Origin of the sequence: Pseudomonas sp. IPO3778 (genome assembly GCF_013386825.1) — a bacterium.
GTDB lineage: Bacteria > Pseudomonadota > Gammaproteobacteria > Pseudomonadales > Pseudomonadaceae > Aquipseudomonas.
The window spans coordinates 83472-106446 of record NZ_JACARC010000022.1 but is presented as its reverse complement, the minus strand read 5'-3'; the positions used below and the strand labels follow the sequence as shown (position 1 = coordinate 106446).

21 protein-coding genes are annotated in these 22975 nt (G+C 61.3%); 11 read left to right on the top strand and 10 right to left on the bottom strand.

Features of this window, described 5'->3' with window-relative positions; all coding sequences use genetic code 11:
* Complete coding sequence (ppnN, locus tag HX855_RS10310) at window positions 1-1374, bottom strand: nucleotide 5'-monophosphate nucleosidase PpnN (RefSeq protein ID WP_093200293.1); 1374 nt, start codon at window positions 1372-1374, stop codon at window positions 1-3.
* Between the two features lie 147 nt (window positions 1375-1521).
* Window positions 1522-2346, bottom strand: a complete 825-nt coding sequence (locus tag HX855_RS10305) for an aspartyl/asparaginyl beta-hydroxylase domain-containing protein (protein WP_177089237.1) — start codon at window positions 2344-2346, stop codon at window positions 1522-1524.
* A 385-nt stretch (window positions 2347-2731) separates the two neighbouring features.
* On the opposite strand from HX855_RS10305, the gene fabV reads away from it, so the two are divergent.
* Complete coding sequence (gene fabV / locus HX855_RS10300; RefSeq protein WP_177089238.1) at window positions 2732-3925, top strand: enoyl-ACP reductase FabV; 1194 nt, start codon at window positions 2732-2734, stop codon at window positions 3923-3925.
* Window positions 3926-4023: 98 nt separating this feature from the next.
* Window positions 4024-4647, top strand: a complete 624-nt coding sequence (locus HX855_RS10295) for an HAD family phosphatase (protein ID WP_177089239.1) — start codon at window positions 4024-4026, stop codon at window positions 4645-4647.
* Here HX855_RS10295 and HX855_RS10290 read toward each other — a convergent pair.
* Window positions 4644-5549, bottom strand: coding sequence for a LysR family transcriptional regulator (locus HX855_RS10290; protein WP_177089240.1), 906 nt, complete (start codon window positions 5547-5549; stop codon window positions 4644-4646). The two genes, HX855_RS10295 and HX855_RS10290, sit on opposite strands and share 4 nt — an antisense overlap.
* 103 nt (window positions 5550-5652) lie before the next feature.
* Between HX855_RS10290 and HX855_RS10285 the strand changes: the two genes are divergently transcribed.
* On the top strand, window positions 5653-6822 hold the full coding sequence (locus HX855_RS10285; RefSeq protein WP_177089241.1) for an aspartate aminotransferase family protein: 1170 nt from the start codon (window positions 5653-5655) through the stop codon (window positions 6820-6822).
* Here the strand turns inward: HX855_RS10285 and punR are convergent, their stop codons facing one another.
* Window positions 6823-7755: a DNA-binding transcriptional activator PunR gene (punR, locus tag HX855_RS10280; RefSeq protein WP_177089242.1), complete on the bottom strand. Its 933-nt coding sequence runs from the start codon at window positions 7753-7755 to the stop codon at window positions 6823-6825. It abuts the gene before it with no gap.
* Window positions 7756-7877: 122 nt separating this feature from the next.
* On the opposite strand from punR, the gene punC reads away from it, so the two are divergent.
* The gene (gene punC, locus HX855_RS10275) at window positions 7878-9062 is read left to right on the top strand and encodes a purine nucleoside transporter PunC (RefSeq protein ID WP_177089243.1); all 1185 of its coding nucleotides are present in this window, start codon (window positions 7878-7880) and stop codon (window positions 9060-9062) included.
* A gap of 318 nt (window positions 9063-9380) precedes the next feature.
* Here the strand turns inward: punC and HX855_RS10270 are convergent, their stop codons facing one another.
* Together HX855_RS10270 and HX855_RS10265 are read right to left on the bottom strand one after the other, a co-directional pair.
* Entirely contained in the window at window positions 9381-10214 is an 834-nt protein-coding gene (locus tag HX855_RS10270) for a nucleoside-binding protein (RefSeq protein WP_177089244.1), read from the bottom strand.
* 144 nt (window positions 10215-10358) lie between these two features.
* Entirely contained in the window at window positions 10359-11309 is a 951-nt protein-coding gene (locus tag HX855_RS10265; RefSeq protein WP_177089245.1) for a LysR family transcriptional regulator, read from the bottom strand.
* 172 nt (window positions 11310-11481) lie between these two features.
* On the opposite strand from HX855_RS10265, the gene HX855_RS10260 reads away from it, so the two are divergent.
* A complete protein-coding gene (locus HX855_RS10260; RefSeq protein ID WP_177089246.1) occupies window positions 11482-12993 on the top strand; it encodes a nucleobase:cation symporter-2 family protein in 1512 nt (503 codons plus the stop codon).
* A gap of 116 nt (window positions 12994-13109) precedes the next feature.
* Here HX855_RS10260 and HX855_RS10255 read toward each other — a convergent pair whose 3' ends face one another.
* Window positions 13110-14036, bottom strand: a complete 927-nt coding sequence (locus HX855_RS10255) for a proline iminopeptidase-family hydrolase (RefSeq protein ID WP_177089247.1) — start codon at window positions 14034-14036, stop codon at window positions 13110-13112.
* A 94-nt stretch (window positions 14037-14130) separates the two neighbouring features.
* Window positions 14131-14895, bottom strand: coding sequence for a LuxR family transcriptional regulator (locus HX855_RS10250; RefSeq protein WP_177089248.1), 765 nt, complete (start codon window positions 14893-14895; stop codon window positions 14131-14133).
* A gap of 182 nt (window positions 14896-15077) precedes the next feature.
* Here HX855_RS10250 and HX855_RS10245 point away from each other — a divergent pair, with 182 nt between their 5' ends.
* The 6 genes from HX855_RS10245 to HX855_RS10220 are packed head-to-tail and all read left to right on the top strand — an operon-like array spanning window position 15078 to window position 21257.
* A complete protein-coding gene (locus HX855_RS10245; RefSeq protein ID WP_177089249.1) occupies window positions 15078-15965 on the top strand; it encodes a proline iminopeptidase-family hydrolase in 888 nt (295 codons plus the stop codon).
* Window positions 15966-15968: 3 nt separating this feature from the next.
* Window positions 15969-16916: an ABC transporter permease gene (locus HX855_RS10240; protein ID WP_177089250.1), complete on the top strand. Its 948-nt coding sequence runs from the start codon at window positions 15969-15971 to the stop codon at window positions 16914-16916.
* The gene (locus HX855_RS10235; protein ID WP_177089251.1) at window positions 16913-17770 is read left to right on the top strand and encodes an ABC transporter permease; all 858 of its coding nucleotides are present in this window, start codon (window positions 16913-16915) and stop codon (window positions 17768-17770) included. The genes HX855_RS10240 and HX855_RS10235 overlap by 4 nt, the downstream gene beginning before the upstream one ends.
* Window positions 17767-18723: an ABC transporter ATP-binding protein gene (locus tag HX855_RS10230; RefSeq protein WP_177089252.1), complete on the top strand. Its 957-nt coding sequence runs from the start codon at window positions 17767-17769 to the stop codon at window positions 18721-18723. The genes HX855_RS10235 and HX855_RS10230 overlap by 4 nt, the downstream gene beginning before the upstream one ends.
* Window positions 18720-19691 (top strand): ABC transporter ATP-binding protein, encoded by a 972-nt coding sequence (locus tag HX855_RS10225; protein ID WP_177089253.1) that lies wholly within the window; start codon window positions 18720-18722, stop codon window positions 19689-19691. The genes HX855_RS10230 and HX855_RS10225 overlap by 4 nt, the downstream gene beginning before the upstream one ends.
* A gap of 51 nt (window positions 19692-19742) precedes the next feature.
* Window positions 19743-21257, top strand: coding sequence for an ABC transporter substrate-binding protein (locus tag HX855_RS10220; RefSeq protein ID WP_177089254.1), 1515 nt, complete (start codon window positions 19743-19745; stop codon window positions 21255-21257).
* A 127-nt stretch (window positions 21258-21384) separates the two neighbouring features.
* On the opposite strand, the gene HX855_RS10215 is transcribed toward HX855_RS10220, so the two are convergent.
* Both HX855_RS10215 and mupP read right to left on the bottom strand, forming a co-directional pair.
* Entirely contained in the window at window positions 21385-22125 is a 741-nt protein-coding gene (locus tag HX855_RS10215; RefSeq protein WP_177089255.1) for a YciK family oxidoreductase, read from the bottom strand.
* Between the two features lie 177 nt (window positions 22126-22302).
* A complete protein-coding gene (mupP, locus tag HX855_RS10210; RefSeq protein WP_177089256.1) occupies window positions 22303-22974 on the bottom strand; it encodes an N-acetylmuramic acid 6-phosphate phosphatase MupP in 672 nt (223 codons plus the stop codon).
* Window position 22975: the final 1 nt, after the last annotated feature.

The window sequence follows — 22975 nt, the reverse complement described above, 5'->3', positions numbered from 1 at the left end:
TCACTGCACCACGCGATAGCACGGCACATACGCAGCGCCGCCCGGCAGTTTCATCCGGTGCTGCTCCACAAACGCCTTCAGCAACTCATCCAGCGGTTTCATGATCGCCGGGTCGCCATGAATCTCATACGGCCCGTTCTGTTCGATCAGGCGGATGCCCTTGTCCTTGACGTTGCCCGCCACGATCCCGGAGAACGCCCGGCGCAGGTTCGCCGCCAGTTCATGGGGCGGCAGGGCGTGGCTCAGTTGCAGGCTGGCCATGTTGGCGTGGGTCGGGTCGAACGGACGCTGGAAGCCTTCGTCGATCTTCAGCAGCCAGTTGAAGTGGAATGCATCGTTGCGCTCACGGCGGAACTGTTTGACCGCTTTCAAGCCGACGGTCATCTGGCGTGCCACTTCAGCCGGATCGTCGATGATGATCTGGTAATGGGCCTGGGCCGCTTCGCCGAGGGTGGCGCCGACGAACGCGTGCAGCTGTTGCAGGTACGGCGCGGCGTGTTTCGGCCCGGTGAGGATCACCGGGAACGGCACGTCGTGGTTGTCCGGGTGCATCAGGATGCCCAGCAGGTACAGGAACTCTTCGGCCGTACCGGCGCCGCCCGGGAAGATGATGATGCCGTGGCCGACGCGCACAAAGGCTTCCAGGCGCTTTTCGATGTCCGGCAAAATCACCAGCTCATTGACGATCGGGTTCGGCGCCTCGGCGGCGATGATCCCCGGCTCGGTCAGGCCCAGGTAGCGCCCGCCGGTAATGCGTTGCTTGGCGTGGGAAATGGTCGCGCCCTTCATCGGGCCTTTCATCACGCCGGGGCCGCAGCCGGTGCACACGTCGAGGCTGCGCAGGCCTAGTTCGTGGCCGACTTTCTTGGTGTATTTGTATTCTTCGGTATTGATCGAGTGCCCGCCCCAGCACACCACGATCTTCGGCTCGACGCCCGGGCGCAGGGTGCGGGCGTTGCGCAGCAGGTGGAACACGTAGTCGGTGATGCCCTGGGAGCTGCTCAGGTCGATGCGCTGGCTGTCCAGTTCGTTCTCGGTGTAGACGATGTCGCGCAGGGCGCTGAACAGCATCTCACGGGTGCTGGCGATCATTTCGCCATCGACGAAGGCGTCGGCCGGGGCATTCAGCAGTTCCAGGCGTACGCCGCGGTCCTGCTGGTGGATGCGCACTTCGAAATCTTTGTAGGCGTCGAGGATGGTCTTGGCGTTGTCGATATGCGCGCCGGTGTTGAGGATGGCCAGGGCGCATTGACGGAAGAGGGTGTAGATGCTGCCGGTACCGGCTTCGCTCAGTTGCTGGACTTCACGTTGCGACAGCGTTTCAAGGCTGCCTTTAGGGCTTACGGAGGCATTGATGACTTGTCTTTGGGGCATTCTGATTCCCTGAAAGCACAGCCACCGGACCATGGAAGGCCAGTGGCTTGAGGATAGTGCGCGCCGTTTTCGGTCGCATTGGACTGGCATTTTCCTCGGCACTGGAGCCGAGCGCAAACACCGTCGCGCACCATCATGCCGCAGAAGTTACTGAATCAGCTTCCAGTTTTTGTAGAAAAAGCGTCGCAAGGTAAAGACCGCGCCGGCAAAACCGGCGATCAGGCCATTGAGCACGGACGGCACCAGGGTGGGCCGCACGATATCGATGAACAGGCAGTAGCGCTTGGCGTCGTTCTTGTTGAAGGACGCGTGCATCAACGTGTCATCGAAGATGAACAGCGGGTTATCGTGCCAGTAGTGCTTGTGCTTGCCGACCTGGATGTAAACGCCGTCGTGGTGCGGCGCCGGTGCCATGTTGTAGAGCACCCGGAACATCATGCGCAGCGGGCCGAAGTGAAACGAGGTGGAGCGGTTTTCATTGAATACCGACACGCCGATGGTTTTCACGTAGGGCAGTTTTTCCCGCAGTTGCGGGATATCCAGGGTGGTTTCGATCGGGCGACCGTACCACTGGAAGAACAGCATGCCGCGCTTCTTCTCGGCCATGCGCTCATCCAGGTACTGGATGATTTCGTCTTTGTTGGCCATGGCGTCGTCGATGACCTTTTGCAGGTCTTCACGCCAGGCCGGCGGCAGGTCGTTCATCTTGTACACGTGGCGGTTGCGCTGGCTCAGCAGGTCAAACAGCGTGTTGAACGGCGCCAGCAGCCAGGTATTGCGGCCGTTGCCGATGAAGTACTTCTTGATGGTCTGGCCGTCGTACAGGCCGTTGCGCAGGAAGTCATACAGCCCGCAGAACACCACCAGCAGCAGAAACACCAGGGTGGTTTTCGGGAAGCAATAGATGAACAGCAGAACGCCAAGGACCCAGGCGGCGGACGCCAGTCGTTTGCGGATGACACTCTTACTCATGAAACCAGGCTCCATCGGACGGTTTTCGATTGCTTCAAAAACGTCCGCGATCGACTGGCAGGCCAGGCAAAGGAGTCAGTCAACCCGTAGGGCATCATGCCCGAGCTGAAACATATCGAAATAATATGGTCATGATAGGGTGTTATCGCGCTCAGGTGGCGTTTTAAATGCTGGAAATTTGTGAAGTCATTGCACAATTTTTTACCGTTGTCCCTATAAAGCACCTCGGCGATTAGCCGGATCAGCAGGGTTGCAGATAGCATTTTGTGAACAGAAGATTTGCGACTATCGTGACGCTTCGTTTTTCCGGACGTCTATGATCCGTACGATTGACGCTGTAATGGCCACCATTGGCCTTCGGCACCTTGGAAGAGGCAGAAATTTTATGATCATCAAACCGCGGGTTCGTGGCTTTATCTGTGTGACCGCTCACCCGGTTGGCTGTGAAGCGAACGTCAAAGAGCAGATCGACTACGTGACCAAACACGGTGCCATTGAAGGCGGCCCGAAAAAGGTGCTGGTCCTCGGGGCTTCCACCGGCTACGGCCTGGCTGCGCGCATCAGCGCTGCCTTTGGCTGCGGCGCCGACACCCTGGGCGTGTTTTTTGAGAAAGAAGGCGAAGAGGGCAAGCTCAGCTCCGCCGGCTGGTACAACAGCGCCGCCTTCGAGAAATTTGCACTGGAAAAAGGCCTGTACGCCAAGAGCATCAATGGCGATGCGTTCTCCGACGAGATCAAGCGCCTGACCATCGACACCATCAAGAAAGACCTGGGCAAGATCGACCTGGTGGTCTACAGCCTGGCCGCGCCACGCCGTACCGACCCCCAAGGCGTGGTGCACACCTCCACCCTGAAACCGATCGGCAAGGCCGTGACCCTGCGCGGTATCAACACCGACAAGGGCGTTGTGGTGGACACCACCCTTGAGCCGGCCACCCAGGAAGAAATCGACGGCACCGTGAAAGTCATGGGCGGCGAAGACTGGCAGCTGTGGATCGACGCCCTGCGTGACGCCGACGTGTTGGCCGAAGGCGCCAAGACCACCGCGTTCACCTACCTCGGCGAGAAACTGACCCAGGACATCTACTGGAACGGTTCCATCGGCGAAGCCAAGAAGGACCTGGACAAGAAAGTCCTGACCCTGCGCGACAACCTGGCTGCACTGAAGGGCGACGCCCGTGTGTCGGTACTCAAGGCCGTGGTCACCCAGGCCAGCTCGGCGATCCCGATCATGCCGCTGTACCTGTCGCTGCTGTTTAAAGTGATGAAAGAGCAGGGCACCCACGAAGGTTGCATCGAGCAGGTGTACGGCCTGTTCAAGGACAGCCTGTATGGCAAAGAGCCCAAGCTCGACGCCGATGGCCGCCTGCGTGCCGACCTCGCGGAACTTGAGCCGAAGGTTCAGGACGCGGTCGCGGCGCTGTGGAATCAGGTCTCCGACGACAATGTCAACGAGATCAGCGATTTTGCCGGCTACAAGGCGGAGTTCCTGCGTCTGTTCGGTTTCGAGATCGACGGCGTGGACTACGACGCTGACGTCAACCCGACCGTGAAGATCCAGGGCCTGGTTCAGGCCTAAGGGTTTCGGGTAACGAAGAAGCGGCCTCCAGGGGCCGCTTTTTTATGCGTGGCATGCCAGACTGCGACCGTTATCACACCCACTAACGGAGGATCTTCATGACGATTCGTGCAGTCGTTTTTGATTTCGGCGGTGTCCTGTTCGACTGGAACCCGCACCATCTCTACCGCCAGTTGATTGCCGACGACCAGGAACGCCAGCTGTTCCTGGACACCGTCTGTACCCAGGCCTGGAACACCGAGCAGGACGCCGGCCGCAGCCTGGCCGAGGCGACCCGTACGTTGATTGCCGAACACCCGCAGCATGAGCCTTTGATCCAGGCGTACTACGACCGCTGGCACGAGATGCTGCGTGGCTCATTGCCTGAGGGCGTGGCGATTCTGGAAGCGTTGCATGAAGCCAAAATGCCGCTGTTCGGCCTGACCAACTGGTCCGCCGAGACTTTTCCCTATGCCCGCGCCCACTATCCGTTCCTGCAGTATTTTCGTGACATCGTCGTGTCTGGCGAAATCAAGCTGATCAAGCCGGACCCCGCGATCTACCACGCCAGCCTGGCGCAGGTGCGTGCCCATCTGCCGGATATCCAGCCGGCCGAGGTGGTGTTTATTGATGATGTGGCGGGCAATATCGAGGCGGCCATTGCCCTGGGCTGGCAGGGGATTCATCACGTGTCCGCCGGGCACACCCGCGAACGCTTGCTTGAACTGGGGGTGAACCTCTAGCGCGCCCACTTCTCCATGACGAAATCCACAAACGCCCGCAGTTTGGGCAGGCGATAGCGGTCCTGGGCGTAGAGCAGATGTGTTGGACGATGGGGCGGGTGATAGCCCGGCAGCAGGGCGATCAGGTTGCCGTTCAGCAAGTCGGGCCCGATCAGTGCGTCGGGCAGCATCACGATGCCCATGCCTTGCACCGCTGCGCGACGCAAGGCCTGGGAACTGTTGATGGTCATCGGGCCTGAAATGGGGACTTCGACTGTGCCTTCGGGGCCGCGCAGGCGCCAGATCCGGTCGGCATTGCGCCAGTCGTCGTGTGACGGGTAGGCGAACGCCAGGCAGTCATGCTGTTGCAAGTCTTCCGGTACCCGCGGTGTGCCGCGGCGCGCCAGATAGTCCGGGGAGGCACACAGGGCCATGGTGTAGTCCTGCAACGGCCGGGCGATCAGGCTGGAAGGCTGCAATTCGCCCAGGCGTATTGCCGCATCGAAGCCGCTGTCGATCAGGTCCATGGACTGATTGCTCAACATCACATACAGCTGGATCTGCGGGTGGCGCCGGGAAAACTCGCTGAGCGCCGGTGCCAGGCGTTCGGCGCCAAAGGCGGGCGGGGCAGTGAGCCGCAGCAGGCCCTTGGGGACGTCGCTGTGCGCCTGTTCGGCCAGTTGTTCGGAGCTGGCCACCAACCCCAGCACCTCCAGGCAACGCTGGTAATAAATCCCGCCAAACTCGGTCAGGCTTTGCTTGCGCGTGGTGCGCTTGAGCAGGCTGACCCCCAGGCGTTGTTCCAGCGCACGCAGGTGATTGCCGACCATGGTGGTGGACATGCCGCACGACTGAGCCGCGGCCGTCATGCTGCCGGCTTCCACCACTTTTACGTACACCGTCATCGCCTGGAACAGATCCATTATCAAGCCTTGGTTCAAAGTCATTGCAGGATTGCGCAGTTTATCCAGCTTGGGTGGCTAACGATACTGGTGCCATCACTACGATGCACTGGAGCCTGACGCCATGACCGCCGCCTGCCTGATGACCACTTATCAACCGTCGCCCCTGAGTTTTACCCGTGGCCTTGGCACGCGCCTGTGGGACCAGCAGGGCCGCGAATACCTGGACGCCGTGGCGGGTGTGGCGGTGACCAACGTGGGCCACTCCCACCCTCGGTTGGTGGCGGCCATCAGTGAGCAGGCCGGTTTGCTGCTGCACACCTCCAACCTCTACAGCATCGACTGGCAGCAGCGACTGGCCCAGCGACTGACCCAGCTTTCCGGGCTGGACCAGGCGTTCTTTAACAACTCCGGTGCCGAAGCCAACGAGACGGCGCTGAAGCTGGCCCGGCTGCATGGCTGGAAAAAGGGCATCGAACAGCCGCTGGTGGTGGTGATGGAGAACGCCTTTCACGGACGCACCCTGGGCACCATGTCTGCCAGTGACGGGCCTTCCGTGCGGCTGGGGTTTCAAAAGTTGCCGGGGGACTTTATCAAGGTCGGCTTCGGTGATTTGAAGGCGCTGGAAGCGGTAACCGAGGCATTCGGCCCGCGCATTGTCGCGGTGCTGCTGGAGCCGATCCAGGGCGAAAGCGGTGTGCAGGTCGCGCCGCCGGGCTATCTGAAAGCCTTGCGCGAGCACTGCACCCGGCAGCGCTGGTTGTTGATGCTTGATGAGATCCAGACCGGAATCGGCCGCACCGGTCGCTGGTTTGCCTTCCAGCATGAAGGCATCGTGCCCGATGTGATGACTTTGGCCAAAGGCCTGGGCAACGGCGTGCCGATTGGTGCGTGCCTGGCCCGGGCCGCCGTGGCGCAACTGTTTACCCCCGGCAGCCATGGCAGCACTTTCGGCGGCAACCCGTTGGCCTGCCGCGTGGGGTGTACGGTGCTGGAAATCATTGAAGAGCAAGGCTTGCTGGACAACGCGGCGCAACAGGGCGAACGGTTGCTGGCGCGCCTGCGGGTGGAATTGAGCGAGCATCCCCAGGTGCTGGCGATTCGCGGGCAAGGGCTGATGATCGGTATCGAACTGGCGACACCTCAGCGCGACCTGGCCCAACGCGCGGCGCACGAGCATGGCCTGCTGATCAACGTGACACGGGGCAAGATCATCCGCCTGCTGCCGCCGTTGACCATTGACGGCAAGGAAGTGGAAATGATCGTGCGGGCGCTTTCCCGGTTATTGGATTGATCAAACGGGGTAGCCGGAACCCACCTGCACCCCGTTCAACCACTCCTGATTCAGGGTTTCGGTGTCCCCCAGGTAGTCGAGCAACCAGGCCATGGCCGGCGACAGTTTGTTCTGCGCCCACGCCACGCATGACGGGCTGGCGGGGAAGGGCCGGGACAGGTGCAGGGCACTCAGTTCGCCGCGCTCGATCCAGGGTTGCACCAGGTGCGCCGGCGCCATGCCGACACACAGGCCGTCCCGCAGGCAATCAATTGCCGAGGCCCAGTGCGGCACCACCAGGCGGCGCTGGTTATCCAGGGTCCAGGTGTCTCGCTTGGGCAGGTTGCGTGAGGTGTCGGTCATGCACAGGGAGGCGAAGGGCCGCAATTGGTCATCGCTGAGCAAGCCTTCTGCCGCCGCCAGCGGATGCCGGCTGCTGACCACACACAACCAGTTCAACAGGCCCATGTCGCGAAACGTGAATTGACTGGCCACCGGCACCGCGCTGGTGGCGCCGATCACGATGTCGGTACGGTCATCGGCCAGGGCATCCCACACGCCGTTGTACACCTCATAGTCCAGCAGCAATTCCACCTCGGGGAACTGGCGGTAGAAATCCAGCACCAGTTGCCGGCAGCGTTGCTGTTTGACGATGGAATCCACCGCGACTTTCAACTGGCCGCTCCAGCCATTGGCCACTTGCTGGCACAGCCGCCGGGTGCCGAGCATTTTTTTCATCACGCCGCGGGCTTCCTCGACGAACAATTTACCGGCGGGCGTCAGCTCCACGTCCCGATGACGTCGGACAAACAGCGGCACCGCCAGCCATTCTTCGATTTGCCGCACGGTGTAGCTGATGGCCGACGGTACCCGGTGCAGCTCCTGGGCGGCGGCGCTGAAGCTGCCATGGCGGGCCACGGCATCCACCACATCCAGGGAATATTCAGACCACATGGAAGTTGCCTTCAAAATTATTGATAAGAGAGTCCAATTATTCTCGCTTCACATCGAACGGGTCAGCTTCATAATAGGCGCCAGTCAGCAAATAGTTTGATGGCAGGTTATACAAGGCTTCAATGAAAAACTCTTTTGGATTCACCTGGTACCTGGCGGGGCTGAGCATGCTCGGCTATCTGGCCATGGACATGTACTTGCCGGCGTTTGGCGCCATGGGCGAGCAACTGCAGATTTCCCCCGGCGCGGTGGGCGCGAGCCTGAGCATCTTCCTCGCGGGCTTTGCGGTTGGGCAGTTGTTGTGGGGGCCGCTGTCCGACCGGCTGGGACGCAAACCGGTGCTGCTCACCGGCCTTTCCCTGTTTGTGCTCGGTTGCCTGGGCATGTTCTGGGTCGAGACCGCACCGCAGCTGTTGGCCTTGCGTTTTGTGCAGGCGATTGGCGTGTGTTCCGCCGCCGTCAGTTGGCAAGCGCTGGTGATTGACCGCTACCCGGCGGACAAGGCTCATCGAGTATTCGCCGGCATCATGCCGCTGATGTCCCTGTCACCGGCCCTCGCGCCACTGCTGGGGGCGCTGATGTTGAACCACTGGGGCTGGCAGGCGATCTTCGGCGTATTGTTGGTGGTGTCGCTGTTGTTGCTGTTGCCGACGTTGTTTCTCAAGCCGCTGCCGAAACGCCTGGCAACCGATGGCGAACCGTCCCGGCTTGGTTATGGGCAGTTGCTCAAGTCGCGGGTGTTCACCGGCAACGTGATGATCTTTGCCGCGTGCTCGGCCAGTTTCTTCGCCTGGCTCACCGCCTCGCCGTTCATCCTCGGCGGTATGGGCTACAGCCCCAATGACATCGGCTTGAGCTACATACTGCCGACCCTGTCGTTCTTGATCGGTGGCTACAGTTGCCGTAGCGCGTTGCAGCGCTTCCAGGGCAAGACCTTGTTACCGTGGCTGCTGCTGGCGTACTGCGTGAGCATGGTGGCGCTGTACCTGGTGGCCACCTTGACCGTGCCGACCCTCACCACCTTGCTGATTCCGTTCTGCCTGATGGCGCTGGTCAACGGTGCCAGCTACCCGATCGTGGTGGCGAATGCGCTGATGCCGTTTGCGGAAAATTCCGGCAAGGCAGCCGCCTTGCAGAACACCTTGCAGTTGGGCCTGTGTTTCCTCGCGAGCCTGATCGTGTCGTCGATGATCGACCAGCCGTTGTTCATCACAGCGATCGTGATGCTGGCGACCGCGCCATTGGCGGTGTTGGGTTACTGGATGGCCCGGCCGAAGGACAGTGATTCGGAGCTTGCGACGGCTTGAGCTGATAATGCAGTCAAAATGTGGGAGCGGGCTTGCTCGCGAAGGCGGCGTGCCCGTCGATACATTTATTGCCTGACACACCGTCTTCGCGAGCAAGCCCCCACATTGATCGTTCCCACGCTCTGCGGGGGAACGCGGCCTCGGACGCTCTGCGTCCAGCTGACGATGCAATGCTCAAGCCTTGCGCTGTGGTGACGCAGAGCGTCACGGGATGCATTCCCACGCAGAGCGTGGGAGCGATCAGCGCGGGAATGATCAGTCATCAAGACAGTTGCTCCCACATTTATTTGATTCGCACTTCAAGGTGAGTGGCGTGCGTCAGAACGTCACTTCCATGTTCACCGTCGGCGTCGATGTGCGGCTGCCCCGGCCGCCGTCCACACCGAATTTGTTATGCCAGTACTCGTACCCAACACCCAGGTACAGGTTGGGCTTGACGCTTTTCCCCGGGCGCACCGCCACCATCAGCGCGGTGCGCATCAGGGTTTCCGGCGCGGTGTCGCGGCCATGGAAGTCTTTACCCTTTTCCCCGACGTGATTGATAAAGCCCTGAAACTTCGCCCCGTGGTTGCCGATCTCGAAAGGTCGCATCCAGGTCAGGTTGAGCAGGTAGGTATCGTCGAAGGTATGGTCGGGTTCTTTCGCCCCGGGAATGCCGGAATGGTTCCGTTCCTTGTAGTACATCAGGCTCAGGTCCAGCACGCCGACGGTGTTGAATTTCAACGTCGGGCCAATCACCAGTGCACGCTTTTTCGCCGACGCCAGGTTGTTGTTGCGGTTGGCGTCAAAGCCGAAGGTGAGGGCGTAATCCTTGATCGCCCCGGTGCCCGGCGGCACATCGAATACCCGTGATGCGTACAGTTGGTGCCGGTACACGGCATACACCTCGCTGCCACCGTGGTCGGTGCCCTTGCGCGGGTCGCGGCTGTCGGACAGGAACACGTCGAGGTTCAGGTAATTGCTGCCGTACTGGTAACCACTGGCGTGGGTGAAGCTGTAAATGCGCTTGCTGAATTCATCCGGGTTGTTCGGGTTGGTGAACTGCTGGCCGTAGCGAAACCCCAGGCTGTTGTTCATCCACTCCAGCGCGACAGCCTCCCCGCCGCCGAAGAGCGTGAGCAATACGGTTGCGCCGTGCAGTGCCTTTTTCATTGTTTTAATTCCTTTGGCGTTTTGGCTCATGGCAACCGTGCAAAGGTCGCCGGGCGCAGTATCCGCACATCCGTTGTGGGTTCCAAAGAACAGAATCTCGCCTGGGCCGATGCCAAAACGGCAGCACTGAAGCTGGCCCTGAAGTCAGGAAATACGCGGCGTCCAGGGTGTTTCCTGGTGTTCGCGCAGGCTGATTTCTTCACTGAACAGGTGGGCCATGGCTTGCACCGCAATCGGTAAATCCCTGCCTTTGCGGGCGTACAGGCCGAGGTCGCTGAAGATCCCGCCCTGGTCGCTGAGTGGTATGTGCAAGAGTTCGCCACGTGCCAGGTCAACCTCTACGCCGATGCGGGTCTGGAAGGCGATGCCCAACTGCTGGCGGGCCAATTGCCGGGCCAACTCCATGGAGTTGCTGTGCAGCAGCGGCTTGTTCGACGCCGCCGAACGCGTGTGCAGCGGCGCGATCAGGTGATGAACCGACAGCTCGCTCTTGGCCTGGATCACCCCGTGTTCGCAACAGCGCGCATAACTCACGCGGGTCTCGCCGGCCAATGGATGCCCTGGCGCCATCAGCGCGCCAAGACGGAAATGCCCGACGCACACCTGGATGGTTTCGCTGCTGCGCGGTAAGGCAAACGCCAATCCCAGGTCGGCCTGGCCATTAATCACGGCCCCGGGTATCGACTGCGACCCCTGCACCGTGACGCCAATGGTCACGTTCGGATAGCGCTCCCGCATGCGCTTGAGGGCGGCAGGCAGCAGTTCCACGGTGGCGCCTTCCACCGTGGCAATTTCCACATGGCCGGTCTGTACCTCGTTCAAACCCTCCAGCTCGCCCCGCACGCGCTCCACATCCTGCAGCACAAAACCCACGTGGCGCGTGAGGATCTCGCCGGCTGCGGTCAGGCGCAGCCCGCCGGGCAGCCGTTCGAACAGCGCCGCGCCTACTTCGTCTTCCAGCTTGAGGATCTGCCGGTTCACCGCCGACGACGCCACGTTCAGGCGCCGCGCGGCTTCGCGGATCGAGTGGCAGCGGCGAACCATGTCGAAGTAGTAAATCGCCGGGGCGTGAATGCGCAGCTTGCGGTTGAGCATTTTTTTCAAGTCCTTGTGCGCAGCGCTTCGAGCCACAGGGCAGGGCGGCTGAATGGATTTTTGTAACGCCGTTGATGATCACTTTGTGAAAATGATTGTATACAACTCTATGGACATCCAATCTTTCTATTGCATACAGTGAGTGCACAACAAAAACAGAGACCCCCTCACCATGACTATCCCGAAGGCGTCACCGCAGCGGCCAGAAGATGAGAATCTCGGCGTCGCGGCCAACATGGCTTACGGCCTGCAGCATGTGCTCACCATGTACGGCGGCATCGTCGCCGTGCCGTTGATCGTCGGCCAGGCGGCCGGGTTGTCGCCGGCCGATATCGGGCTGTTGATCGCCGCTTCGCTGTTTGCCGGTGGCCTGGCCACCCTGCTGCAAACCTTGGGGCTGCCGTTCTTCGGCTGCCAGTTGCCGCTGGTGCAAGGGGTGTCCTTTGCCGGGGTGGCGACCATGGTGGCGATTGTTGGCAGCGACGGCGCGGGCGGCATCCCGGCGATTCTCGGCGCGGTGATGGCCGCGTCCCTGATCGGCTTGCTGATTACCCCGGTGTTCTCGCGAATAACCAAATTCTTCCCGCCGATGGTCACCGGGATTGTGATCACCACCATCGGCCTGACACTGATGCCCGTCGCCGCCCGCTGGGCCATGGGCGGCAACAGCCGCGCCGCCGATTTCGGCAGCATGGCGAACATCGGTCTGGCAGCGTTGACCCTGGCGCTGGTGTTGCTGTTGAGCAAGATCGGCAGCGCAACCATCTCGCGCTTGTCGATCCTGCTGGCAATGGTGATCGGCACGGTCATCGCGGTGTTCCTTGGCATGGCTGACTTCTCCAGCGTGACCCAGGGCCCGATGTTCGGCTTTCCCACTCCCTTCCATTTCGGCATGCCAACGTTCCACCTGGCCGCGATTATTTCCATGTGCATCGTGGTCATGGTGACGCTGGTGGAAACCTCGGCGGACATCCTCGCCGTGGGCGAAATCATCGACACCAAGGTCGACTCCAAACGCCTCGGCAACGGCCTGCGGGCGGATATGCTGTCGAGCATGTTTGCGCCGATCTTCGGTTCGTTCACCCAAAGTGCGTTCGCCCAGAACGTCGGGCTGGTGGCGGTGACCGGGGTCAAGAGTCGCTACGTGGTGGCCACCGGCGGGATATTCCTGGTGATTCTCGGCCTGCTGCCGTTCATGGGCCGGGTGATTGCGGCGGTGCCGACGTCGGTGTTGGGCGGTGCCGGGATCGTGCTGTTTGGCACCGTGGCTGCCAGCGGGATTCGTACCTTGTCCAAGGTGGATTACCGCAACAACATGAACCTGATCATCGTCGCCACTTCCATCGGTTTTGGCATGATCCCGATTGCGGCGCCGAGTTTCTATGATCACTTCCCGAGCTGGTTCGCGACCATTTTCCATTCGGGCATCAGCTCGTCGGCGATCATGGCCATTCTGTTGAACCTGGCGTTCAACCACTTCACTGCCGGCAACTCGGACCAGCAGTCGGTGTTTGTCGCCGGCACTGAGCGCAGCCTGTGCTTCCAGGACGTGGCGGCGTTGCGGGACGGGGATTACTTCAGCGGCGGCAAGCTGTTTGATGCCGAGGGCAAGGAGATTCCGGTGCTGGAGGAAGTACCGAAAAAAGCGGCGGTGCACGGCAGGGCGCAGACGAGCGAGGTGTAACAGCCAATCATTGTGGCGAGGGAGCTTGCTCCCGTTGGGCTGCGAAGCGGCCCCAGCTTTTGCGACGGCTTCGCAGTCGAGCGGGAGCAAGCTCCCTCGCCACATACACGGTGTTCTCAGCTGACTTTTCTGCGTGGCACCGAGCACGCCTCATCCAAAAACTGCACCACCGTCCCCATGCACGCCTGCCGCTCTTCAACATGAGGCATGTGGCTGGAGTCTTCAAACAACGCCCAGCGCACATCCGCGATCTCATCCAGGAACGGCTTGACCACCAGCGGCGTGGCTTCGTCATGACGACCGGAAATCACCAGGGTCGGCACGTTGACCTTCGACAGCCGATCCAGCACGTTCCAGTCTTTCAAACTGCCAATCACATGGAATTCCGTCGGGCCGCTCATGGCGTGATACACCGTCGGGTCGGCGTCTACCTGGGCGAACGTGCGAGCCACTTCTTCCGGCCATGGGTTGACCCGGCACACGTGCTGGTCATAGAAAATCCGCGAAGCCGCCAGGTATTCAGGGTCTTGGTAGGTGCCGGCCTGTTCGTGTTTGAGCAGGGTTTCGTGCACGCCTTCGGGGAGTAATTGGCGCAGGCGATTGGCTTCGCTGACCCAGGTCCGCATGCAGGTAGGCGAGTTGGCCGGGATAAACGCGCGCAGGCCCTTGGGTTGCAGAATGGCGTGCTCGCTGCCGAGCATGCCGCCCCAGGATTGCCCCAGGATCGCGTAGTTGTTGCTGATCTGCAGGTGGTCCAGCAGGTTGTCCAGCTCTTCCAGGAACAAGCCGACGGTCCAGAACGAAGGGTCTTTGTCGGGCAGGTGGGTGGAGCGGCCATTGCCCAGTTGGTCGTAGTGAATGACCGCGTGGCCGCTGGCGGCAACGTCCTTGTAGGCGTCGACATAATCATGGGTACAGCCCGGGCCGCCATGGAGGATCACCAGCGGCGTGAGGCCGCTGTCCAGATTGCCGGTCACCCGATACCAGGTCTGGTAGTCGCGGAAGGCGGCATAGCCTTCGCGGATTGTTTCGATGAATTCCATTTCGTGCCCTGCCCTGAGAAAAAATGATCAGGTACACGATAGTCGGCACGCGATGTTTAAGTAACTAGCAAAACAGCTAGGTTTTTCCTTCGGATCAGTCTTCCAGCAGCCGGTAATGGGTGGCCCGCACCACCGCTTGAACGCGGTTTTTCGCCCCCAGTTTGTGCATGGCCGACGCCAGGTGCAGGGTGACGACCGCCAGCGACCGGCTCAGTTGGGTGGCAATTTCGGCGGCGGTCAGGCCGTCGGCGGCCCACTTCAGGCATTCGCGCTCACGTTTGGTCAGGTGGATATGGGGGTAGGAGCGCAGTTCCTTGCTGAATAACGGGTAGGCCGCTTCCTGGAAGGCGTGGGTGATCAGGTTGAATTCCGACAAGGTCTGGCGGGCATCCTGCAACACCGTGCTGGCCTTGCCGGTGCGCAGGCCGGTCAGCGAAGCGAAGCCGCCCCGGGGCAAATGGATCGGCACGCTGACACCGCAGGTCAACTGCCGGTCATGCAGGTAGCTGGAAACGGGGGCGTGGCAGGGGTCGATGATCTTTTGCAGCGCGGTGTCGGCCTTGGCCTCGTAGGACCAGACAAACGGTGAAACCGAAGACAGCGCGAGATGTTGCACCGGGTCGATCTGATAATACCCGGCGCTGCACCACAGGCTGTACCAGTCGGGTGGCGTATTGCGCAATTGCAGTACAGAAGGGGTGATCAGTGCACCATTATGGTCAATGGGCACGGGGGTGTAGTCGTAGACCAACGCATCAAACCCCAGGTCCTGGGCCAATACGAGGGCGTTGTCCATCTGCTCATCCAGGCTCCTGCCGGGGATGAGACGGTCATTACACGCAGTTAGCCTGGCCAGCATCCGTTCGGCTCCCGAATTCGTTTGAATCTCGTCTTGCTGCAAGTAGAATGCCACGCCCCGGCGAAGGACTGCCAGACCAAACCTATAAGAATTACCAGGTTATGGACACGCGGCTTCCTCGGTAGTGTTGGCCTTTAAGTGGCCACTCTGCGCAGGGCCGACACACAACAAGGAATGTATGCATGTGGCGTGAAATTGCTCCCGACCAGCAGTACAACGTGCAAGTCGACGGCCACAACCTTGTGGCCTACAGCTTTGGCGAAGGCGATGAGGTGTTGCTGTGTCTCAATGGTGGCCCCGGGCTGCCTTGCGACTACTTGCGCGACGCTCATGGCTGGCTCAAGGACAACGGCCTGCGAGTGGTTGCATTCGACCAGCTTGGCACGGGCGCTTCAGCCAGACCGACCGATGTTTCGCTGTGGGAAATCAGCCGTTATGTCGAAGAAGTCGAAACCGTGCGCCAGGCCCTCGACCTGGGTCGCGTGCATTTGCTGGGGCATTCCTGGGGCGGATGGCTGGGCATCGAGTACGCCATTCACTACCCCGACGCGCTGAAAAGCCTGATCCTGGAAAACACCGTCGGCGACATTCCGCACCTGTCCCAGGAGCTGGAACGCCTGCGCGGCGCCCTGGGCAGCGAAACCGTGGCCATGATGCAACGCCATGAAGCCATGGGCACCCTTGATCACCCGCAGTACCAGGCCGCCATCACCTTGCTCAACTACCGCCACGTCTGCCGCCTGGACGAGTGGCCGGCGCCGGTCCAGCGCTCCCTCGGCGACTGGAACATGGGCCCCTACGAAACCATGCAGGGCCCCAACGAATTCCTCTACATCGGCAACCTCAAGGACTGGAATCGCATCCCCGAGATGGCCGACTTCAAGATGCCGATACTGATCACCACCGGCCAGCACGACGAACTGACCCCGGCTTGCGCCATGCGCATGAAAAGCGCGGCCCGGCACGCTGAATTGCACGTGTTCCCCAACAGCAGCCATATGCCGTTTTACGAAGAGCCGCAGGCTTACTTCCCGGTGCTGCTGGACTTCCTTGCTCGTCACCGAGGCTAGCGGATGAACCTGGCGCGTTACCGTTTTGTGCTGTCCCGGCCGTTGCAATTGCTGCCGGTGCTGTTTGGCATCAGCCTGATCACCTTTGTGCTGGTGCGTTCGATTCCCGGCGACCCGGCGCGGGCCCTGCTGGGGTCGCGCAGCACCCCGGACGCGTTGCTGAAGATCCGCGCCCAATACGGCCTGGACCAACCGTTATGGCTGCAATATTTCTACTTTCTGAAAAACCTGCTCAAGGGCGACCTGGGCCAGTCCCTTCTGTACAAGGTCGACGCGCTGAAGCTGATCGTCACCCGCATCGAGCCGACCCTGTTCCTGGTGCTCGGCAGTGTGCTGCTGGCGTTGTTGATCGCCGTGCCGATGGCCACGGTGGCCGCGCGTAATAAGGGCGGTTGGGCAGATAACCTGATCCGGCTGTTCACCACCGTTGGCCTGGGCATGCCGGCGTTCTGGCTGGGTTTGATGCTGATCCTGTTGCTCAGCGTGCAATGGGGGCTGTTCCCGGTTTCCGGTTACGGGCGTACCTGGCTGGACAAGGCGCACCACATGGTGCTGCCCTGCCTGACCATCGCCCTGGCGTTGTCGGCGGTGCTGGTGCGTAACCTGCGGGCGAGCATGTTGATGGAGTTGCAGGCCGACCACGTTACCGCCGCCCGGGCGCGGGGCTTGTCAGAGGCGGCGGTGTTTCGGCGCCACGTATTGCCCAATTCCCTGGTGCCGGCGGTCAACCTGCTGGCGGTGAACATTGGCTGGCTGATCAGCGGCACGGTGGTGATCGAAAGCCTGTTCGCGATTCCCGGCATTGGCCAGCTGCTGGTGCGCGGGATTTTCACCCGCGACTACATGGTGGTACAGGGCGTGGCGATGGTGCTGGCCTGTGCCACGGTGCTGGTCAACTTTGCCGCCGATGTGGTGACGGTCGCGCTGGACCCACGAGTGAAGATGCAATGAGCAGCCGCCCGTTGATTGCCCCGTGGCGCTTGCGCCTGCGTTTCGGGTTTCGTAACGGCCGGCTGACCGCAGCCTGGGGCCTGTTGATTCTGCTGACATGGCTGGCGCTGGCGCTGTTCGCCCCGTGGATCGCACCCTTCGATCCGATTGCGCAAAACACCGATATCAGTTTGCTGGGTCCCAATCTGATCCATCCGTTTGGTACGGACAACTACGGCCGAGACATCCTTTCGAGGGTGATCTGGGGCGCACGCATCGACCTGCAACTGGCGGTGATCGGCGTGATCTTTCCGTTCCTGATCGGCACGTTTGTCGGCGCGGTGTCCGGTTATATCGGTGGGCGGTTCGACAGCTTCTGCATGCGGGTGATCGACGTGATCCTCGCGTTTCCCTTCCTGGTGTTGATGCTGGCGATCATGGCCATCCTCGGTCCGGGGTTGAAGAGCTTTTATATCGCCATGGCGCTGGTGGGTTGGGTGTCGTACGCGCGGCTGATCCGTTCGCAAATCCTGGTGCTCAAGGAAAGCGACTTTGCCCTGGCCGCCAAGAGCCTGGGCTTCGGCCACGGGCGCATCCTGTTTCGGCATTTGTTGCCCAACGCCATGTTCGGCTCGATTGTGTTCTCGATGTCTGACGCGGTGCTGGTGCTACTCAACGGGGCGGCGGTCAGCTACCTCGGTTTGGGCGTGCAACCACCGACGGCCGAGTGGGGCACCATGGTTGCCGAGGGACAGGCATTCATCACCACCGCCTGGTGGATTTGCACCTTCCCGGGCCTGGCCATCGTGACCCTGGCCATGGGCTTCAGTCTGTTGGCCGATGGTGTGGCGCAAGTGTTGGGGGATCGCTCATGAGTCTTCTGCAAGTGCGCGACCTGAGCGTAATCGCCAATAACACCGGGCGTGATGTGACCCTGTTGGACCGGGTGTCCTTCGACCTGGCCGAAGGTGAAATCCTCGGGCTGGTGGGCGAAAGTGGCTCCGGCAAGACCATGGCGTGTCGCGGGCTGATGCGCTTGCTGCCGTCCCCCAGCCTGCGGGTGCAGGGCGGTTCGGTTCGCCTGGCGGGTCAGGACCTGTTGGCATTGGATGACGCTGGCATGCGCGCGGTGCGCGGCGGGCAACTGGGGATGATTTTCCAGAACCCCAGCAGCCACCTCGACCCGCTGATGCGCATTGGCGAGCAGATCGCCGAAGGCATCCGCCTGCACCAGGGCGCGTCGAAAAAGGACGCGCGTTTGCAGGCCATCGAGGTGCTGCGCCAGGTTGGTATCCCCGATCCCACGGCGCGCATCGACAATTACCCTCACGAGTTTTCCGGCGGCATGCGCCAGCGGGCGATGATCGCCGTGGCCCTGGGCTGCAATCCCAAGGTGCTGATCGCCGACGAGCCGACCACCGCCCTCGACGTCACCGTGCAGGCCCAGATCCTGCGCCTGTTGCTGGACCTGCGAGACCAGCGCGGCCTGTCGATCATCATGATCACCCACGACCTGGGCGTGGTGGCGCAAACCTGCGACGCCATCGCCGTGATGTACGCCGGTCGCCTGTGTGAACACGGCAGCAAATACGAATTGCTGGCGCACCCGCAACACCCGTACACCGCCGGCCTCATCGAGTGCCAGCCCGCCACCAGCAGCGGCCACGCCCTGTTACGCACCATCCCCGGACAACCGCCGTTGCTGGATGCCTTGCCCAAGGGCTGCCGGTTCAACCCGCGTTGCCCGCAAGTCGGCGCCGTGTGCACCGAGCTCTTGCCGGAAGGCGCGCGGGTGGCCTGTCACTATCCCCTGGGGGCTCGCCCATGACGTTGTTACAGGTGAATGACCTTGAGGTGCGCTTTGCTGCGGCCGGCAGCGGCCTGTTTGGCCTGAATAAGCAGTGGGTGAGGGCGGTCAACGGCGTGTCCCTAACGCTGGCGGCCGGTGAAACCCTGGGTTTGGTGGGTGAGTCCGGCAGCGGCAAAAGCACCCTGGGGCGGGCGATTTTGCACCTCAACCCCATCAGCGCAGGGCAGGTGGTGTTCGACGGCATCGACATGGCCCACGCCGGGCCTGTGGACATTGCGCGGTTGCGGCACGAGACGGCGATGATCTTTCAGGATCCTTACGCCGCCCTGAACCCACGGCTGACCGTTGGCGAAACCATCGCCGAAGTCCTGCGGGTGCAGCGCAAGGTGTCGTCAGAAAATATCCCGCGCCGGGTCGACGAGTTACTCGATCTGGTAGGCCTGCGCCCGGAACTCGCCGGCCGCAAGCCCGGCTCCCTCAGCGGCGGCCAATGCCAGCGGGTCGGCATTGCCCGGGCGCTGGCGGTGGAGCCGCGGTTGATCATCGCCGATGAATGCGTGGCCGCCCTGGATGTATCGATCCAGGGCCAGATCATTAACCTGCTGCTGGAACTGCAGCAGCGCATGAACCTGGCGATCCTGTTTATCGCCCACGACCTGGCCATCGTCCGCCGCCTGTGCGACCGGGTGGCGGTGATGTACCTGGGGAAAATCGTCGAGGAGGGCCCGGTTGAGGCGGTGTTTACCGCGCCGCGCCATCCCTACACGGCGGCGCTGATCCAGGCGATCCCGGAGATAGATCCTTACCGCCCGCTGCCCAGCGAACCGTTGCCGGGCGAGCCGCCCAGCCCACTGAAATTACCCAAGGGTTGCGCCTTTCACCCGCGTTGCCGGCATGCACGAGCGGTGTGTGCCGAGGTATTGCCGCCGACTCACTTTGTGCAAACGCATCGGTACAGTTGCGTGCTTGAAGAACCTTTGCTTTGAACCCTACCTGCCCTTCGTGAACAACCGCCGTTATAAACAAGGAGTTATGACATGCAATCCCGTCACTTGAAGTTGCTCGCCGCCGCCACACTCACCGCGTGGTCGCTGACCGCCGGTATCGCCCACGCTGCTGGTGTGCTCACCATCGGCTGCCGCGAAGACAGCACCACCTTTGACCCGATCAAAAGTGCGCAGAACCGCGACACCTGGGTATTTGCCAACGTCTACGACACCCTGGTGCGCGTGGATAACCTGGGCACCAAGATGGAACCGGGGCTGGCAGAAAGCTGGGACATTTCCAAGGACGGCCTGACGTACACATTCAAGCTGCGCGCCGCGAAGTTCTCGGACGGTTCGCCGATCACCGCTGATGACGCTGCGTTCAGCCTGTTGCGCATCCGCGACAACAAGGCCTCGCTGTGGAGCGATCCGTTCAGCCTGATCAACACCGCCAAGGCCACAGACCCGCAAACCCTGGTGGTGACCTTGAAAACCCCGGCGGTGGCCTTCCTTTCCCAACTCGCGTCGCCAACGGTATCGATCCTGTCGGAAAAGGCCATGACCACCCTGGGCGAGGACGCCTATTCGGAAAACCCGGTGACCTCCGGCGCGTTTACCGTGGGCGAGTGGCGCAAGGGTGATCGGGTGATTCTGAAGAAGAACCCGAACTTCTGGCAGGCCGGCAAGGTGAGCCTGGATGGGGTGGAGTGGGTGTCGGTCACCGATGACAACACGCGCATGCGCATGGTGCAGAACAACGAACTGGACACGGCGATTTTCGTCCCGTTCTCCCGGGTGGAAGAGCTGAAGAAAGACAAGAACGTGGTGGTGCACTCGGACCCGTCGACCCGTGAAGATCACCTGTTGATCAACCACGCCCACGGTCTGCTGGCCAAGCCGGAAGTGCGTCAGGCGCTGGACATGGCCATCGACAAACAATCCCTGGTGAAAACCGCCACTTTCGGCCAAGGCACTGTGGCCTATTCCTACATTCCAAAGGGCTCGTTGTACCACTACGCCAACAACCTGCAACGCCCGTATGACCCGACCGAAGCCAAGAAACTGCTGGCGGCTGCCGGTGCCCAGGACTTGAAACTCAACTACGTGGTCAACGCCGGCAACGAAGCCGACGAGCAGATTGCGGTCATCATCAAGGACCAGTTGGCCAAGGTCGGCGTTACGGCCAACCTGCAAAAGGTCGACCCTACCCAAAGCTGGCAGATGCTGGTGGACGGTGATTACGATATTTCAGTGATGTACTGGACCAACGACATCCTCGACCCGGACCAGAAGACCACCTTCGTGTTGGGCCACGACACCAACCAGAACTACATGACCCGCTACAAGAACGACAAGGTCAAGGACCTGGTGGCCGCGGCACGGATCGAGTCGGATCCGGTCAAGCGTGAGCAGATGTACATCGACCTGCAGAAAATGGCGAAACAGGATGTGAACTGGATCGACCTGTACTACAGCCCGTACATCAACATCTCACGCAAGAACGTCAGTAACTTCCTGCAAAACCCGTTGGGGCGCTTCACGCTTGAGGAAGTGGTGAAAAACTAAGTTTTTAACCACACCACAAACCAATGTGGGAGCTGGCTTGCCTGCGATGCCGGCACCTCGGTGTTTCAGTCACACCGCGGTGATGCTATCGCAGGCAAGCCAGCTCCCACACAGACCGTGTCAGCTGTTATTGCGCGTCAAACGCCTGCCCATTGATGCCGGTACTGTCCGGCCCCATCAGGTACAGGTACACCGGCATGATTTCTTCCGGTGTCGGGTTATCGGTCGGGTTTTCCCCTGGATACGCCTGCGCCCGCATGCTGGTACGGGTGGCGCCCGGGTTGATGCTGTTGGCGCGCACCGGTGCAACGTTATCCAGTTCATCCGCCAGGGTTTGCATCAGGCCTTCGGTGGCAAACTTCGACACCCCGTAAGCCCCCCAGTACGCCCGGCCCTTGCGGCCCACACTGCTTGAAGTGAACACCACCGACGCATCCTGGGACAGCTTGAGCAGCGGCAACAGCGTGCTGGTCAGCATGAACATCGCGTTGACGTTCACGTGCATCACCCGCATGAAATTCTCACCGGACAACTGCTCGACCGGCGTGCGCGGGCCGATGATCGAGGCGTTGTGCAGCACGCCGTCGAGGTGGCCGAATTCCTTTTCAATCATCGCTGCCAGCTCATCGTATTGATGGGGCAGGGCGGTCTCCAGGTTGAACGGGATCACCACCGGTTGTGGCTGGCCGGCGGCTTCGATTTCGTCATAGACCTGGGCCAGGTTGGCTTCGGTCTTGCCCAGTAACAGCACGGTGGCGCCATGGGCGGCATAGGTTTTTGCCGCCGCCGCGCCAATCCCGCGACCGGCGCCGGTGACCAGGATGACCCGGCCCTTGAGCAGTTCTGGACGTGCAGAGTAATCAAACATAAACAACCTCGACAAAGTTCACAGAAAATCCATGTGATTCATTGCGGCTAAGGCTTCTGTGGCGAGGGAGCTTGCTCCCGTTGGGTGCGAAGCAGCCCATCTATTTGCGACTGCTGCGCAGTCGAACGGGAGCAAGCTCCCTCGCCACAAAGGCGCATCAACCTCAAGTATTCCCGATCAGCAACTGCACAGCGCGCTATCCAGCACCTTGCGCAATTCCAGCGGGTGATCCACCACCACGTCGGCGCCCCAGTTGCGCGGGTTATCGTCCGGGTGGATATAGCCGTAGGTGACCGCAGCGGTTCGGGTGCCGGCGTCGCGGCCCGACTCGATATCCCGCAGGTCATCACCCACAAACAGCACGCTGGCCGGGTCCAGGTCGAGCATCTTGCACGCCAGGATCAGCGGTTCCGGGTCCGGTTTGCTGTTCTTGACATGGTCCGGGCAGATCAGCAGCGCCGAGCGCTCAGCAAGGCCCAACTGCTGCATGATCGGTTCGGCAAAGCGCAGCGGCTTGTTGGTGACCACGCCCCAGATCAGCTTGGATTTCTCGATGTCTCCCAGCAGCTCTTCCATGCCGTCGAACAGCTTGCTGTGGATGGCGCAGCCCTTGAGGTAGCGCTCCAGAAACTCCTGGCGCAGTTCTTCAAAGCCTGGGGATTCGGGGTCCATGGAAAAGGTCACGGCGACCATCGCCCGGGCGCCGCCGGAGATTTCGTCGCGGATGTGCTGGTCGTTCATCGGCGCCAGGCCGCGGTCAGCCCGCATGGCCTGGCAGATGGCGATAAAGTCCGGCGCGGTGTCCAGCAGGGTACCGTCCATGTCGAAAAGAACCGCTCGCAACTTCACA